This is a genomic window from Candidatus Liberibacter americanus str. Sao Paulo (assembly GCF_000496595.1).
In the GTDB taxonomy this organism is placed as follows: Bacteria; Pseudomonadota; Alphaproteobacteria; order Rhizobiales; family Rhizobiaceae; genus Liberibacter; species Liberibacter americanus.
The window spans coordinates 448,536-463,387 of the sequence record NC_022793.1; the positions used below are offsets into that span (position 1 = coordinate 448,536).

Genomic DNA, 14,852 nt, shown 5'->3' on the forward strand with positions numbered 1-14,852 from the left:
TTTACGTGGAAGGATTAGTAAATGTCTCTTTCAACTGCATTTAATATGGCTCATAATATTTTCATCAATGCTGGTGAACAACTTTCAGTTCTTGTAAAAAATATAGAAAATTCAGGTAACAAAAATTATTCACGTAGAGAAGTTGGGACAGCAAGTATTTCTCATGGAATGACTGTTGTTACTAGACAGCGTGTACAAGATCAGCATATGTTTCAAAAAATTTTGGACACTAGTTCTTCTTTTTTAGGACAAAAGAGGCTTTTAGAGGGCTTTGAGTCTTTAAAAGAAATTATGGGATACGAAAATGACTATGATAATTCTCCTTCGCATTATGTTTCAAAATTAAAAAATTCTCTTCAACAATATTCTAATGATAGCTCCAATGATGCTTTGGGAACACAAGTTATTGAAAATGCTTTGGGCGTTGCAAATAATCTTAATAGATTTGCTAGTGATATTCAGAAAATTCGTGCAAATTTAGATAAGGAGATAGATTTAGAAATATATAATTTGAGAGGATACTTATCAGAATTGACATTTGTAAACAATGCTATAAAGTCAAGTCCTTCATCTAAAGATACTACAAATGAATTATTTGATAAGCGTGATTTATTATTACAAAAAATTTCTGAAATAATTAGTATTTCAACGGTTAAACGAAACAATGATGATATAGTAATATATTCTTCAGGTAGTGTTGCTTTATTTGAAACTGTGCCTAGAGATATAACTTTTCAACGTACAGAAACATATAGTGCTAATATTGAAGGCAAATCTGTTTTTATTGATGGTGTTGTTGTCCCGTATAATATTAATTCTATTCCCAAGGGGAAAATAGAGGCCCTTTTACAGATCCGTGATGGTTTTTCTCCAATTTTACAAAATCAACTTGATGAGATGGCTAGGGGACTTATTAGTATATTTTCTGAAAAAGATATATCTGGTAGTTTGAAGGATGTCCCTGGCTTATTTGTCTCTGCTGGATCAATATCTTCTAGTGATAAGTTGCAAAAGGGATTATCTGATTTAATTAGAGTTAATCCGAAATATCAAGATAATCCACATTTTTTGCGTGATGGAGGATCTATTTCTAAAGATTATAAATGGAATCATAAGGGTTTTTCTGGATATTCAGATCTTATTGCACATTATAATTCATCACTAAATAAAAATTTTTCATTTGATCCTATTTCTCAAATAGGTGCCAATACTAGTTTAATTGAATATGCTCGTAATTCTATAGGATGGTTGGAAGAAAGGCGATCTAATAGTCATGATGTTTATATGAGAAGTGAAGTATCCTTTAATCATATATCTAATTCTTATTCAAATTTAACGGGTGTTAATCTGCAAGAAGAGTTAAATTTTCTTATGCAAGTAGAGCAATCTTATAATATTTCTAACAAGCTTATGAATTCGATTAATGAGATGATGAGAGCACTATTAGAAGGAGTTAAGTGAATATGAGAGCAAATGGTGTTTCAACATCTTCCATAATATATTGTATGAATTTTTATAATAAAAAATTAGAAAGTAATCTTACTCAATTAAGAAAAGAAACAGTCACTGGTCAATATTCAGATTTTGGTGTTAATTTTGGATCAAAAGTATCTGATATTTTAGGATTAAGCCAAGAAAATCAACATATTAAGAACATGCGTGATAGCAATAATTTGGCCAAGGTGCGTTTGTCTGTATCTCAGGAAAGTCTTAAACTTATTGATAAAACATATCAAAATATTCGCGAAAGTATAATCATTTCTAATGAAGCTGGCGAAAAATTTGATATTAATTTTTCTGAAAAAAGCAAAGAATATTTAAAATACATGACAGATTTAGTCAACACAACTTTAAATGGATCTTATTTGTTTGCTGGAAATAATACTTCTGAGAAGCCTTTGCAGGATTATTTTGCAAAGGATTCTCCTGCTAAAAAATCTTTTGATAAAATCTTAGATGATTTTCTCACTAACAATTCTAAAGATAAGAAGCTAAATATTGCTGATATGAATTCTAATCAAATGGCTGAATTCATCGATAAATTAGAACAATTTTTTTTGGATAACGATTATTGGGATAAAAATTGGTCAAATGCTTCTTATCAAAATATCAAGCAAAATATTAATGGTTCTGATGTAATCGATGTTTCTGTTAATGCCAATATAGATGGAATTAGAAGATTGGCGCTTTGTTCTGTTATTGGCATAGAACTTATCGGTAAAGATATTAGTCCTGAATCTAGGGAGGTTATCAGTACAAAAATGTTTAATCATATATCTAAAGGATTAGAAGATATTAATAAGCATCATTCTTTGCTAGGTATATCTGAAAAAAGTATAGATGAAGTCAATCTGTTTCTTGAAAAAAAAGAAACGATAATTGAAACTTATGTTACAAAAACAATTGGCATAGATAAATATAAAACAATTATGACATTAGAGGATATCATTAATAAGATAGATATATCTTATGCGATTACTGCTAAAATAAATAAACTTAGTTTTTTAAAAGTACTTTGATATTGATTATATTTAGTATGGGAATGTATTTATAGATGCGTCAATATTATAATGAAATTGTACAGGGATCATCAGAAGAAGCTAGAAAACGTGAATTATGGATTATAAATGAATCTATTTCTTTGCTATCAAATGCTAAAGAATGTGAAAAAAATAGCATCGAAATAGTTAAAGCATTATTTTATACTACTCGTGTATGGACTATTTTTGTTCAAGATTTAATTTCTGAAAATAATCAGTTGCCCAATGATTTAAAACTAAATTTAATTTCAATTGGTTTATGGATTTTGGAAGAGTGTGCGCTGATTAGACGTAATAAATCAGATAATTATCAAGGGATAATTGATATTAGCGCTCAGATTAGGGATGGGCTAAAGTGAATTAATTCATCGTCATATTAATCGTTTGTATATTTAAATAAGATGTAAACTATATCTAATAGTGTTGTTTTTTTAGATTGATTTTTAATATATTTTTAGGAGATTTTATTATGGAAATAAATGCTGGAATGAATTCTATAAATAATAAATCATTAAAATCAGAACCTGGTTCCGTTCTTAAGCATGATGCATTCCTAAAGCTCTTAATATCTCAAATGAAGTATCAAGATCCAACAGAACCTATGAAAGCGAGTGAACAAGTTGCACAATTAGCTGTTTTTTCTCAGATGGAACAATCTGTTAAGATGAATTCTACTCTGCAGGAGTTACTAAGTAGTAATAATCTTGCTCAAGCTAGTAGTTATATTGGAAAAAATATAGTTAGTCCTGATGGAGATTTAAGCGGTGAAATTGCAACTGTTAAAGTATCACCAAAAGGTTTAACAGCTATTACTATTGATAATACAGAGATTCCAATCAATACAGGTATTAGTTTATCCAGTCAAAAAAAATGATTGAATAAGATGGCTCTAATATTTTTAGAATGATATCAGAATGAATGAAGCAGATATTTTGGAGATTGCTAGAGCAGCAATGAAGACTATTTTAATGGTAAGTGCTCCTGCATTATTATCTGCAATGTTTTTTGGTATTTTGGTATCATTTTTACAAGCTATTACCCAGATACAAGAAGTGACTCTTACTTTTGTGCCTAAAATTGTAGCTGTTTTTATTGCTCTGATTATTTCTGCACCGTTTATAGGTTCTCAAATGTCCATTTTCTTTAATTTAATTTTGTCGCGGATTCAATTTAGCTTTTGAAAAAAGACAATCTTCACACAATTATTATCTGTTAAATCTTATCTGTTAAAAATTAATATAAATGCAAGGATATTGTATTTGTAGGATTATGAAGAGATTAGGATATGCTACAATCTTTGAGAGCGACATCTGTTTTTAATGGTAGAAATCATGCACATGATGTTGTTTTAGCTTTATGTATAATTTTTGTTATATGTATTATTTTCTTACCTATACCTACACTACTTCTTGATATAGGTTTAGCTTCATCTATAGCTCTATCAATATTAATTTTGATGGTTGCATTATGGATTGAGAAACCTATGGAATTTTCTTCATTTCCAACTGTCCTTCTTATCTCTACAATTATTCGTTTGTCATTAAATGTTGCTACTACTCGCGCAATTCTTTCGTTTGGTAATGAAGGATATGGTGCTGCAGGAGGTATTATTGCTGGTTTTTCATCTTTAGTAATGGCAGGAGATTTTGTAATAGGCTTGGTTGTATTTATGATTTTAATTACAATTAATTTTATAGTTATTACTAAAGGAGCAACGCGAATTGCTGAAGTTGGAGCTCGTTTTACTTTAGATGCTATTCCTGGGAAACAGATGGCAATTGATGCAGATCTTGCTTCTGGTCTGATAGGTGAAGATGAAGCAAAAATTCGTCGTAAAGAGCTTGAAAAAGAGAGTTCTTTTTTTGGAGCAATGGACGGTGCATCAAAATTTGTACGTGGAGATGCAGTAGCAAGTATTATCATCACAGCTATTAATATTATGGGCGGTATTATTATAGGATGTTTTCGACATGATATGTCGGTTAGTCATGCTGCTGATGTTTTTGTTAGATTATCAGTAGGAGATGGGCTTGTAACACAAGTGCCAGCTCTTCTTATATCTTTGGCAGCAGGTCTCCTTGTATCTAGAACTACTTCTAGTGGTTCAACCAATACTGCTATTGTTGGCCAATTATCAAGTTATCCACGGGCATTACTTATTTCTGCATTTTTCATGAGTATTTTGTCTTTTATTCCTAGTTTGCCATCATTTCCTTTTTTGATGTTAGGTAGTTTATTTGCTTTTGGAGGATGGTATGTTCCATATCAAATCTTTAGGGAAAATATTGAAATAGCATCGAAGGAGAAAGAAATACTTGAACAAAGCCAAGATACAGAGCAGTTAGATTTCAATATTTCGGGTATTGAATTGGTTCTTGGTAGTTTGGTATCGAATTATTTGCTTACTTCTAAAAATGAGATTTTTATTCGCGTATCTAGGATACGCAAAAAATTTGCTCAACAATATGGCTTCATATTTCCAGAGATAAAAATTACAACTGATATTTCCCTTCCGGAAAAAGGATATCATATTAGAATTTATGATACAACGGTTGCTACAAGTGAACTTCGTATTGGAGAAGTTTTGGTTATAGTTGGATCGTCTGAGAATAAACCAAGTTTTCCAGGGGATGAAGTTATAGAACCTGCTTTTGGAATGCGATCTATTTCTATAATGGAAAATTTCACAGATGATTTAAAGCGTGAAGGATTTCAGCCTATTGATAATTTATCTGTTATATTAACACATTTGAGTGAGGTAATTCGAAATAACTTATCTCAACTTCTTTCTTATAAAGATGTAAAAATGCTTATTGGTAGGCTTGATAACGAATATAAAAAGCTTGCAGATGAAATATGCTCATCTCATATATCTTATTCAGGAATACAAGCAGTTTTGAAATTGTTGTTGGCAGAACGTGTTTCTATTCGCAATTTGCATCTAATTATAGAATCTATAGCTGAGGTAGCTCCATATTTTAATAAAACAGTTCATATAGTGGAGCAGGTACGTATTAGAATAGCACAACAGATTTGTGGAGATTTATCAGACGAAGGTATATTGAACGTTATTAAGTTGGGCAATCGTTGGGATATGGTATTTTATCAAGCAATACAAAGAGATTCTAAAGGTGATGTAATAGAATTCAATATTGAACCTCGTGCAGTTGAAGAGTTTGCAGATGAGGCTAGTAATGTGATTATTAAATATGCTGATCAAGGGATTCCATTAGTTATAGTTACTCTTCCAGAAATTCGTTCTTATATACGTATGATACTTGAAAGAAATTTTCCATCTCTTGCTGTTCTTTCTCATATGGAGATATCAAAGGGATTGAAAATAAATATTTTGGGCTCGATCTCATGACAATAACTCCAGAAATTATTGCCATGTCTATATTTTTGATTTTTTGCCGTATTGGTGGATGTATTACGATTTTGCCCGGTTTTTCAACATCTTATGTTCCTATAAGGATTCGTTTATGGATAGCGATATCTTTTTCCATAGTTTTATTTCCGTTTCTTTGGGACATGATTTATCCTAAAGTTTTTGCAGAAAAATCAGATTATTTGAAGTTGATAATGATGGAGTCGCTTCTTGGATTTTTGTATGGCTTTATCGTTCATATGTATACACTTGGTCTGCAATTTTTAGGTAATACTATATCAACGGCTATTGGTTTAAACTTACAGATGAGCATGGGGATCTCTGAAACTACTCCAGAAACTTCATTTGGCTCATTTATTGGAGTTATGGGTTTGTTAGTATTATGGGTAACTGACTTCCATCATCATATTTTTTATGAAATGGTTAAATCATATGAAATAACTCCTATTGGGAATTATCAGTATATACGCTTTGATAATATTTTGTTTTATATAACTAATTTATTGCAAAAAATATTTATTATTATGACCAGATTATCTGGTCCTTTCCTGTTTTTTTGTGTGGTTTTTAATTTTTCAATTGGATTACTTAATAAGTTAGTTCCTCAGATTCCTGTTTATTTTGTTTCTGCTCCTTATATGATTGGATTGGGATGTTTAATTTTTTATTCCTTAGTTGAAATGATTATTTATCAGATTTCGCACTCTTTTAAGCTAGTATTTTAAAAAATATATTGTGTTTTATTTAAATTATGTCGTGATGATACTGAACTATTTTATTTGTAAAGTATAACTTATAAAAATATAGAGGATTTAATTATGAGGTTTTGTAACTCAAAAAGGTTATATAATCTTATTTATATGCAAAAATGTCTCCGAAGAATTGCAGAAATAAATCTTGCAGATACAGTTTATAAACGTAATGAAATAAATATTTTAAGAAAAGAGTTGATGGATTCAATTCTTTCTATATCATTGCAAAATCCTCATTTAGCTTGTTATTATTCAAAATTTTATCAATTTTTGAGTCAAAATGAAAAAAAAATGGAAGATTTGCAGGTTGTTCAAGAAAATAAGCTCTTGTTTGAGGAAACAAAGTTTAATCGATTGACGGAGATTAAAGATGATATTGTTATTTTGGAAGAACGTGAACTTGATGATGAAAACAATCAAGATAACATAAATCAACGAATCCTTTTAAATTCAGTTTCCCACAAGTTTATATCTTCATAATCATATTATTTTAGTTATTACTTATTAGTAAAGTTTGGTTTTATCATGGAAATACCATTTGTTAATATAAATATTGATCGATTGAAAAATATCGATAATGATTTTTCTCATATATCGCGAGATAAATTGTCTTATGGTTCTTTTCAATCAGTGCTTAATGATAATCATACTAATGAATCCTCTAAAGATTTAACTCCTGTTGCAGGAGCAATGCAAAAATTACAAGGTATTATGTTTCAGTATTTTATTAAATCTATTTTACCAGAAGAAACCGTTAAGTCATTGGGAGGTGGATTTGATGGAGATTTTTGGAAAGAAATTTTGGCGGGAAACATCAGTGACACGATAATAAAACAGCATAAAATACATTTTAATTTACATGCTGATAAAATTAACCAAAATACCAATTTTCCTTAATATTAACAAAAAATAGGGTTAATAATGCAACTAATTAGGAAAGTAGCATAGTGCCTGTACTTGAAGATTATCGCATTAAAACTGTTTTAACAAGAGCCATTGAGATTATAGATGATGAAAATAAGAATTTAAGAGGAAATATAGAATTTGATATTAGTGCATCAAACGATAACAAAGGCCGTTGTTTGCATGAATTATATGTATTGCTACATTCGCTTGGAGAAATATCATCTGATCATTCGGAACAGATACGTATATTGCGCAAGAAATTAGAACTTAATGCGTATCTTTTGGAATCGTATTTGGCGGCAGCTCGAGTGGTGGCTGATTTATTTAAGAAGAAGATACAGGATATAGATGCCGATGGTACTTATTCTGCTGGATAATGTCTGGATGTTTTTTAATATATGTTGAAAATTTTTTTGTATGGATCATGGTTATTGGTTGTAACTCTATTATCGTTTTATATACTATTTATACTTCCTGCATACAATAATACGAATACTAATGTAGAAAACTATACGCAAATTACCAAAGATAATTCTAATTACGTTATTAGAGGGGATTTGATCACTATTCCTGTAATTTCTAACGGAATTATATCTTATTTTTTCTTAAAATTATCTTTTGTTGTAGATATATCGAATAAACCTGAATACTATAATCATTTTACAGATATATCTACTGACTATATTTATACATTATTAGCTGGTTCTCAAATGGGTGATTTGACCAAAATTAAATCATTTGGTCTTGATAATTTGCGTCAAAAAATTAAAGATGATCTCAATTTGAAATTAGGAACTAAATTCTTGTTAGAGGTTCTAGTCAATCAATTTAATTATATTTCTCTAGATGGTAAGCAGATGAGTTGTGTTAGTGAGGTATATCAAGTTCCTGACTTAAGATTGGGTGTTGATCCTGATTATGTTAATAAAATAGATAATCGTAATTAGTATTTGCTGTTTAATTTGTCCAATGGAAATAAATATTCTCTTTTATACTTGAATTTCGTGCATGTTGTGGATCAATTAAAAATTGAAGAAAGTGGCTTTATAGTTTGGTAGTTTGCTGAATTTACGTGTTGTTTTTATATTAAAATATCTTGTATAAACTGATTATATTTTTTAGCTTCTCTATAACATGATGGCATGAAAGGTAATCTCTAATGGGATCTTTGATAGATGGAAAAGTTATATCTTCTGAAATTACTAAAAAAGTTGCAGATTATGTAGAGTTTTTGAAAGAAAATACGGGGATTAAAGTAGGATTAGCTGTAATTATTGTTGGTAATGATCCTGCAAGCTGTTCTTATGTAACCGCTAAGACAAATATGGCCAAGAAATGTGGTTTCCATTCAATACAATATAATTTTCCTATAAATATTTCGCAAGTTGATTTAGAAAGATCAATTGTAGAATTGAATCAAGACAATTCAATTCATGGAATATTGGTACAGCTTCCATTGCCTTCCACCTTATGTTCTAATTCTGTTATTCAATCTATTCTTCCAGAAAAAGATGTAGATGGTCTTCATATATTAAATGCTGGAAAGATATTAGTAGGTGATTTTGCTACAGGTATTATCCCATGTACTCCAGCAGGATCTATGTTTTTAATTCATAGGTTAAAGGGATATGATTTATCTGGTCAACACGCTGTAGTAATAGGTCGCTCTAATTTATTTGGTAAGCCAGTAGCTCAGTTGTTGCTTGCAAAAAATGCAACGGTTACTATAGCACATTCAAAGACTAATAACTTGTCGGAAATTTGTAGATCTGCTGATATTTTAATAGTAGCTGTTGGTAAACCTTATATGGTTAAATCTGATTGGGTAAAAGAGGGAGCTCTTATTATAGATGTTGGCATTAATAGGATAAATTCTTCTGAACTTGGGAAAAGTATATTAGTGGGAGATGTAGATCCCGAATGTCGAGAGATTGCAGGGGCTATAACTCCTGTTCCTGGCGGGGTTGGACCAATGACAATAGCTATGTTGATGTTTAATACAGTTATTTCTGCTTATCGATCTGCTGGCATGGAGCCACCAAATTTTGATATCTAATCTATAATATATATTTACTGTATTATACTAATAATAATCATACTATTTCATCCGTTATTGTCTATCTTAAGCAGCGGGGGTCCAATATATTTCTACATGAGACTTTGAATTCAATAATATGGCTCTAATTGGCATTGCTGCTATGTTATCTCCTGAAAGGGCTTTTTCTAAAGTATTCTTTTTTTGCATTCCTTCAATATGCAAAGATAAAAATTTAGCATCACATAAAGCAGAAAGAGAAAAAGTTACTCTTTGTTCATTGTTAGATTTATTTTTTATAGCTATTACAGATCTTGGAGTATTAGAATCAATAGCTATACTAAGTGTATCTCCTTTGGGAAAAAAAGATGCTGTATGTCCATCTGTTCCCATTCCCAAAACTACAGCATCAAATGGAAAACCAATAGATCTAATAATATTGTTATTTGCTATTTTAATAGATTCTTTTAAAGTTTTATCCGGATAGTAAATATCAATAAATGATGATTTTTTAGCTTTATTTTTGAGAAAATATTTTGAAATAAGTGTTTTATTTGAACGAGGATCTCCAAAAGGGACTGATCTTTCATCAACTAAATTAACTAATATTTTAGACCAATCAATATCTATAACTGAAAGCTCTTCTAAAAATATTTTGGGTGTTAATCCACCGGATAATGCAAGATTTGCTGATCCTTTTTTATCTATTCCTATAGATAGTTGATTTGCTACATTTTTTGCTAATTCTTTTGCTAATGATTGCTTGTTTTCAAATGTATGCAATTTATATTTCAACATTAAAAATCTCCCAAAGTGTCTTCATACCACTTTCGTCCATCTTTTTTTATTAATTCTTTAGATCTTTTGGGACCCCATGTACCTGCAATATAATTTTCAACTTTTTGTCCAGTATTCTCCCAATTTTTCAATATGGAATCAGTCCACTTCCATGCTTCATCAACTTCATTATATCCCATAAAAAGTGTTTGATTATTAATTATAATGTCCATAATAAGACGTTCATATCCATCAGAATAGATTATGCAATCTTTATTATAACATATATCAAGAGCAGTTTTTTTGATTTTTAGTTTATTTGTCGCATGATCTTTTGTTATTAGCAGTTTTTTAATGCTTCCATTAGGTTGAAGACGAATTATCAATTTATTATCATCTATATTAGATAAGTTATTGTCGTAAATTGAATTAATAGCAGGTTTAAAAGAAATAATAATTTCGGATACGTATTTGATGAGACGTTTGCCTGTCCGTAGATAAAATGGAACATTAGACCAACGCTTGTTTGCAATTTTTGCTTTTATAGCAACGAAAGTTTCCGTATCAGATATATCTTGAGATATTTCTTCAAGATATCCTTTAACATTCAAGCCATTTATAATACCAGCTACGTACTGTCCTCTTACAGTTGATAATTGGATATTTTCCTTTGTAATAAGTTCTAGTGATTTTAGAATTTTTATTTTTTCATTACGAATAGATTCTACATCTGTACAAGAAATAGGAGGTTCCATGGCAATAATGCACATAATCTGCAAAATATGATTCTGGATCATATCTCTTAGTGCACCAGTTGCATCATAATAATCCTTGCGATTTTCTATGCCAATATTTTCTGCTGTTGTAATTTGAATATGATCTATATAATTAGAATTCCAAATTGGTTCATAAACCATATTGGCAAATCTAAGACTAATCAATCCTTGCACTGTTTCTTTCCCAAGATAGTGGTCAATGCGAAAAATTTGGTTTTCTTTGAATATGTTGCCAATAGTTTTATTAATTTTTTTTGCGGAAATTTGACTATTACCGATAGGCTTTTCTATTACGATTCGAGTACGAGATGTTATAATCTGATATTCATTTATTTTATGAGCAATTATTCCATAAAATATAGATGATACTGCTAAATAGAAAATTCTAGTGCTTTTGTTATTTGATTCTATTATTTTTTTAAGATCTGTCCATCCATGGTTATTTTCGATATCTAATGAGATGTAAAAAATAAAAGATAGAAATTTTTTTGCTTTTAATGGGTTATATTGGTCATTTTTTAGATATTTTTTAAGTTCTTGATGAATGAATTCACGGTATAAATCAGTCGTCATCTTTACTTTGGAAACCCCAATAATACGACTTTTTTTTTGAAAATTTTCTTTTTCCATACAATTATATAGAGCTGGTAGAAGTTTTCGTTTTACAAGATCTCCTGTTCCACCAAATATAATGCAATCAAAGTTTTCAGTGTTATTAATTTGATCTTGCATTCTAAATATGGCCTGTATGTATTGGTATTAAAAAATTTATTTTTTATATAATGTGATTGCCTTTTATATATTAAAATTTTTGATTATATAATTATCATATATAGTGTATGTGTAAATAAATATATATATATAGATAATATATCTTTTTTTGACAAAATTTCAGACGTTTAATAGTAGAAATTCTCTTTCCCAAGGGCTTATAACTTGCATAAATGTTTCGAATTCATTTCTTTTTAAAGTAGTATATATATCAATGAATTTTGATCCAAATATTTCTTTAAACTGAGGAGTTTTTTCTAGAAGAGTGACTGCTTCTAATAATCCACGTGCTAATTTGATTGATCTTTGACTTGTAGAATTTAAAGTAGGCTTTGTTGGTTCTATTTTTTCCAAAATTCCTAATAATCCACATGCTAATGATGCTGCAATAGCTAAATATGGATTTGTATCTGATGAAGGAAGTCTATTTTCTACTCTTCTTGTTTCATAATCAGAGAAAGGTATACGGAATGCTGTTGTTCTATTATCATATCCCCAATCATTATTTACAGGGCATCCCATATCAAGAACTAGTCTACGATAAGAGTTGCCGTATGGAGCAAGCATTACTAATGCATTAGGTATGTATTTTTGTAGTCCTCCTATAAAATATCTAAATGAATCAGTTTCACTTCCATCTTCAGAATTAGAAAAAATATTTTTGTTATTTTTAATATTCAACACAGATTGATGAATATGCATAGCTGATCCAGGATAATTTTGCATTGGTTTTGCCATAAAAGTAGCATATATACCATGTTTAAAAGCCGCTTCACGTATGGTTCTTTTGAATAAGAAAACTTGGTCTGCGAGTGTCAGAGGATCGCCATGTCGTAAATTTATTTCGAACTGAGCAGGACCTTCTTCATGTATTAGAGTATCTATTTCTAATCCTTGTTTTTCAGAAAAATCCCAGATATCGTCAATTATTTCGTCAAATTCATTTATTCCCATAATAGAATAGCTTTGTCCACCAAGTATTGATCTTCCAGAACGTCCTTTGGGTGGTTTTAATGGATAATCAGGGTCATCATTTTTAGCTATAAGATAAAATTCCATCTCTGGTGCAATTATTGGCTTTAAGCCATGTTGAAAATATAAATCTAAAACCCTTTTAAGAACATTACGTGGTGTATAGATGACTTCTTCCCCTTCATAGTTGACTACATCACATACCACTTGTGCTGTTGGATCTGTTTCCCAAGGAACAACGCTTAGGGTTGAAAGATCAGGAGATAACCTCAAATCGCCATCTCCTTGTTCGTGACGTAAACTAGAAGGGGATTTTATAGATTCGCCAGATATAGTATGGCGATAAATTGCTGAAGGAACAGCCAAATTTATGTTAGAAATAAATTTTGATGATGGCATCATCTTTCCACGAGGGATACCAGCTAAGTCAGATGTAATACATTCTATATCTTCAATGCCACGGATTTTGAGCCATTTTTCTGCTTGAAGCCAATTATCCACACCTCTTACAGTATGATATGTGTTCTTATCTTTCATATCAACACTCACTCTATTTTTTGCAACATAATAAATAAATCTCACTTATGGACTGCATAAATAATTTGCTAATAAAGAGCTATTTCTATTAAAATAATATTATTTTAATGTTAACATTAAAAATTATAAATCAAATCATTAATTTATTTATCAGTTGATTAAATCGTATTTATTTTGATTATTATTTTTTTACTATTAAATTACTAAAATAATTCTATACATAATTAGTATGGGAAATATTTATGAACTAAATTTTTTAAAATTATAGGTTTACAGATAATCATTAAATATTATTAATCCCATTCTAAACTTCCACCATGTTGATATTCTGTGACTCGTGTTTCAAAAAAATTCTTCTCTTTTTTTAGATCCATTATTTCACTCATCCATGGGAAAGGATTATCTGTTTTTTCAAAAATAGGATTTAATCCAATTTGGATACAACGACGATTGGCAATAAAACACATATATTTTTCACATAAATCAGCATTAATACCAAGAAATGCTTGAGGCATGGTATCTCTTCCATATGATATCTCAAGTTTTGTTGCTTCTTCTAGCATTTTTCGCACTTCTTCCTGAAATTGACTTGTCCATAAATGTGGATTTTCAATTTTTATTTGATTAATTACGTCAATTCCAAAATTAAGATGTATCGATTCATCGCGCATTATATATTGATATTGTTCTGCTATTCCGACCATTTTATTATTTCTGCCCAAAGACAATATTTGCGCAAATCCGGTGTAGAACCACATTCCTTCGAAAATAACATAGAATGCTATGAGATCACGCAAAAAAGCTTGATCACTTTCTTTTGTCCCAGTAGAAAATGATGCAGATCCAAGATTATTAGTATATTTTAGAGCCCAGCTTGCTTTGTCTGTAATAGATGGGACCTCTCTGTACATGTTAAATAACTCACCTTCATCGAGACCTAGGCTTTCTACAATATACTGAAATGTATGTGAGTGAACAGCTTCTTCAAAAGCTTGTCTTAGAAGATATTGTCTGCATTCTGGATTAGAGAGATGTCGGTATATTGCAAGAACAATATTATTAGCAATAAGACTTTCAGATGATGCGAAAAATCCCAGATTACGTTTAATCATGTGACGCTCGCAGTCAGTCAATCCGTTTTCTGATTTCCACAGAGCAATATCTGCTTGCATTGATACTTCTGTTGGCATCCAATGATTGTTACAAGCCCATAAGTATTTTTCCCAAGCCCATTTATATTTTAAAGGCAATAGTTGATTTACATCAGAGCGTGCATTTATCATCTGCTTTTCATCTACTCTAACTCGTGCACTACCTATTTTAATAGGGCCAAGACCAGCATTGTTCATTGGATGATCTTGATGGTACGAATTACTTATATCGCTGTTGTATAACGGA

16 protein-coding genes are annotated in these 14,852 nt (G+C 30.2%); 12 read left to right on the plus strand and 4 right to left on the minus strand.

The genetic code is table 11. The features are described from left to right. Positions 1 to 21 precede the first annotated feature (21 nt). From flgK to folD, 12 genes are all read left to right on the plus strand, one after another. Positions 22 to 1,461, plus strand: coding sequence for a flagellar hook-associated protein FlgK (gene flgK / locus LAM_RS01925; RefSeq protein WP_007557151.1), 1,440 nt, complete (start codon positions 22 to 24; stop codon positions 1,459 to 1,461). A gap of 2 nt (positions 1,462 to 1,463) precedes the next feature. Continuing rightward, on the plus strand, positions 1,464 to 2,519 hold the full coding sequence (locus tag LAM_RS01930) for a flagellar hook-associated family protein (RefSeq protein ID WP_007557152.1): 1,056 nt from the start codon (positions 1,464 to 1,466) through the stop codon (positions 2,517 to 2,519). Between the two features lie 35 nt (positions 2,520 to 2,554). Continuing rightward, on the plus strand, positions 2,555 to 2,899 hold the full coding sequence (flaF, locus tag LAM_RS01935) for a flagellar biosynthesis regulator FlaF (RefSeq protein WP_007557153.1): 345 nt from the start codon (positions 2,555 to 2,557) through the stop codon (positions 2,897 to 2,899). Between the two features lie 110 nt (positions 2,900 to 3,009). Further along, the gene (gene flgD, locus LAM_RS01940) at positions 3,010 to 3,414 is read left to right on the plus strand and encodes a flagellar hook assembly protein FlgD (RefSeq protein WP_007557154.1); all 405 of its coding nucleotides are present in this window, start codon (positions 3,010 to 3,012) and stop codon (positions 3,412 to 3,414) included. Between the two features lie 40 nt (positions 3,415 to 3,454). Continuing rightward, positions 3,455 to 3,721 (plus strand): flagellar biosynthesis protein FliQ, encoded by a 267-nt coding sequence (gene fliQ, locus LAM_RS01945; RefSeq protein ID WP_007557155.1) that lies wholly within the window; start codon positions 3,455 to 3,457, stop codon positions 3,719 to 3,721. Between the two features lie 104 nt (positions 3,722 to 3,825). Then, complete coding sequence (flhA, locus tag LAM_RS01950) at positions 3,826 to 5,907, plus strand: flagellar biosynthesis protein FlhA (RefSeq protein ID WP_007557156.1); 2,082 nt, start codon at positions 3,826 to 3,828, stop codon at positions 5,905 to 5,907. Beyond that, the gene (locus LAM_RS01955) at positions 5,904 to 6,653 is read left to right on the plus strand and encodes a flagellar biosynthetic protein FliR (protein WP_007557157.1); all 750 of its coding nucleotides are present in this window, start codon (positions 5,904 to 5,906) and stop codon (positions 6,651 to 6,653) included. The genes flhA and LAM_RS01955 overlap by 4 nt, the downstream gene beginning before the upstream one ends. Before the next feature lie 93 nt (positions 6,654 to 6,746). Next, entirely contained in the window at positions 6,747 to 7,160 is a 414-nt protein-coding gene (locus tag LAM_RS01960) for a hypothetical protein (protein ID WP_007557158.1), read from the plus strand. 45 nt (positions 7,161 to 7,205) lie between these two features. Continuing rightward, complete coding sequence (locus LAM_RS01965; protein WP_007557159.1) at positions 7,206 to 7,577, plus strand: hypothetical protein; 372 nt, start codon at positions 7,206 to 7,208, stop codon at positions 7,575 to 7,577. Positions 7,578 to 7,627: 50 nt separating this feature from the next. Continuing rightward, positions 7,628 to 7,963 (plus strand): hypothetical protein, encoded by a 336-nt coding sequence (locus LAM_RS01970; RefSeq protein ID WP_007557160.1) that lies wholly within the window; start codon positions 7,628 to 7,630, stop codon positions 7,961 to 7,963. A 21-nt stretch (positions 7,964 to 7,984) separates the two neighbouring features. Then, positions 7,985 to 8,533: a hypothetical protein gene (locus LAM_RS01975; RefSeq protein ID WP_007557161.1), complete on the plus strand. Its 549-nt coding sequence runs from the start codon at positions 7,985 to 7,987 to the stop codon at positions 8,531 to 8,533. 212 nt (positions 8,534 to 8,745) lie between these two features. Then, on the plus strand, positions 8,746 to 9,642 hold the full coding sequence (gene folD / locus LAM_RS01980) for a bifunctional methylenetetrahydrofolate dehydrogenase/methenyltetrahydrofolate cyclohydrolase FolD (RefSeq protein WP_007557162.1): 897 nt from the start codon (positions 8,746 to 8,748) through the stop codon (positions 9,640 to 9,642). 66 nt (positions 9,643 to 9,708) lie between these two features. On the opposite strand, the gene pgl is transcribed toward folD, so the two are convergent. The 4 genes from pgl to LAM_RS02000 form a co-directional block, all read right to left on the minus strand. Continuing rightward, positions 9,709 to 10,419: a 6-phosphogluconolactonase gene (pgl, locus tag LAM_RS01985; RefSeq protein ID WP_007557163.1), complete on the minus strand. Its 711-nt coding sequence runs from the start codon at positions 10,417 to 10,419 to the stop codon at positions 9,709 to 9,711. After that, positions 10,419 to 11,906 carry a glucose-6-phosphate dehydrogenase gene (gene zwf, locus LAM_RS01990; protein WP_007557164.1) on the minus strand — a complete coding sequence of 496 codons (1,488 nt, stop codon included), beginning with the start codon at positions 11,904 to 11,906 and terminating at the stop codon, positions 10,419 to 10,421. The genes pgl and zwf overlap by 1 nt, the downstream gene beginning before the upstream one ends. 159 nt (positions 11,907 to 12,065) lie before the next feature. Continuing rightward, positions 12,066 to 13,454 (minus strand): glutamine synthetase family protein, encoded by a 1,389-nt coding sequence (locus tag LAM_RS01995; protein WP_023466225.1) that lies wholly within the window; start codon positions 13,452 to 13,454, stop codon positions 12,066 to 12,068. A 293-nt stretch (positions 13,455 to 13,747) separates the two neighbouring features. Continuing rightward, positions 13,748 to 14,803: a ribonucleotide-diphosphate reductase subunit beta gene (locus LAM_RS02000; RefSeq protein ID WP_040055882.1), complete on the minus strand. Its 1,056-nt coding sequence runs from the start codon at positions 14,801 to 14,803 to the stop codon at positions 13,748 to 13,750. Positions 14,804 to 14,852 lie beyond the last annotated feature (49 nt).

Bases quoted from the DNA above. Each gene is read 5' to 3' on its own strand.
- LAM_RS01930 (WP_007557152.1), top strand. From the start codon at position 1,464: ATGAGAGCAAATGGTGTTTCAACATCTTCCATAATATATTGTATGAAT.
- zwf (WP_007557164.1), bottom strand. From the start codon at position 11,906: ATGCAAGATCAAATTAATAACACTGAAAACTTTGATTGCATTATATTT.
- flgD (WP_007557154.1), top strand. From the start codon at position 3,010: ATGGAAATAAATGCTGGAATGAATTCTATAAATAATAAATCATTAAAA.
- fliQ (WP_007557155.1), top strand. From the start codon at position 3,455: ATGAATGAAGCAGATATTTTGGAGATTGCTAGAGCAGCAATGAAGACT.
- LAM_RS01965 (WP_007557159.1), top strand. From the start codon at position 7,206: ATGGAAATACCATTTGTTAATATAAATATTGATCGATTGAAAAATATC.
- folD (WP_007557162.1), top strand. From the start codon at position 8,746: ATGGGATCTTTGATAGATGGAAAAGTTATATCTTCTGAAATTACTAAA.
- LAM_RS01960 (WP_007557158.1), top strand. From the start codon at position 6,747: ATGAGGTTTTGTAACTCAAAAAGGTTATATAATCTTATTTATATGCAA.
- flhA (WP_007557156.1), top strand. From the start codon at position 3,826: ATGCTACAATCTTTGAGAGCGACATCTGTTTTTAATGGTAGAAATCAT.
- LAM_RS01975 (WP_007557161.1), top strand. From the start codon at position 7,985: ATGTTGAAAATTTTTTTGTATGGATCATGGTTATTGGTTGTAACTCTA.
- LAM_RS01995 (WP_023466225.1), bottom strand. From the start codon at position 13,454: ATGAAAGATAAGAACACATATCATACTGTAAGAGGTGTGGATAATTGG.
- LAM_RS02000 (WP_040055882.1), bottom strand. From the start codon at position 14,803: ATGAACAATGCTGGTCTTGGCCCTATTAAAATAGGTAGTGCACGAGTT.
- flaF (WP_007557153.1), top strand. From the start codon at position 2,555: ATGCGTCAATATTATAATGAAATTGTACAGGGATCATCAGAAGAAGCT.
- LAM_RS01955 (WP_007557157.1), top strand. From the start codon at position 5,904: ATGACAATAACTCCAGAAATTATTGCCATGTCTATATTTTTGATTTTT.
- flgK (WP_007557151.1), top strand. From the start codon at position 22: ATGTCTCTTTCAACTGCATTTAATATGGCTCATAATATTTTCATCAAT.
- pgl (WP_007557163.1), bottom strand. From the start codon at position 10,419: ATGTTGAAATATAAATTGCATACATTTGAAAACAAGCAATCATTAGCA.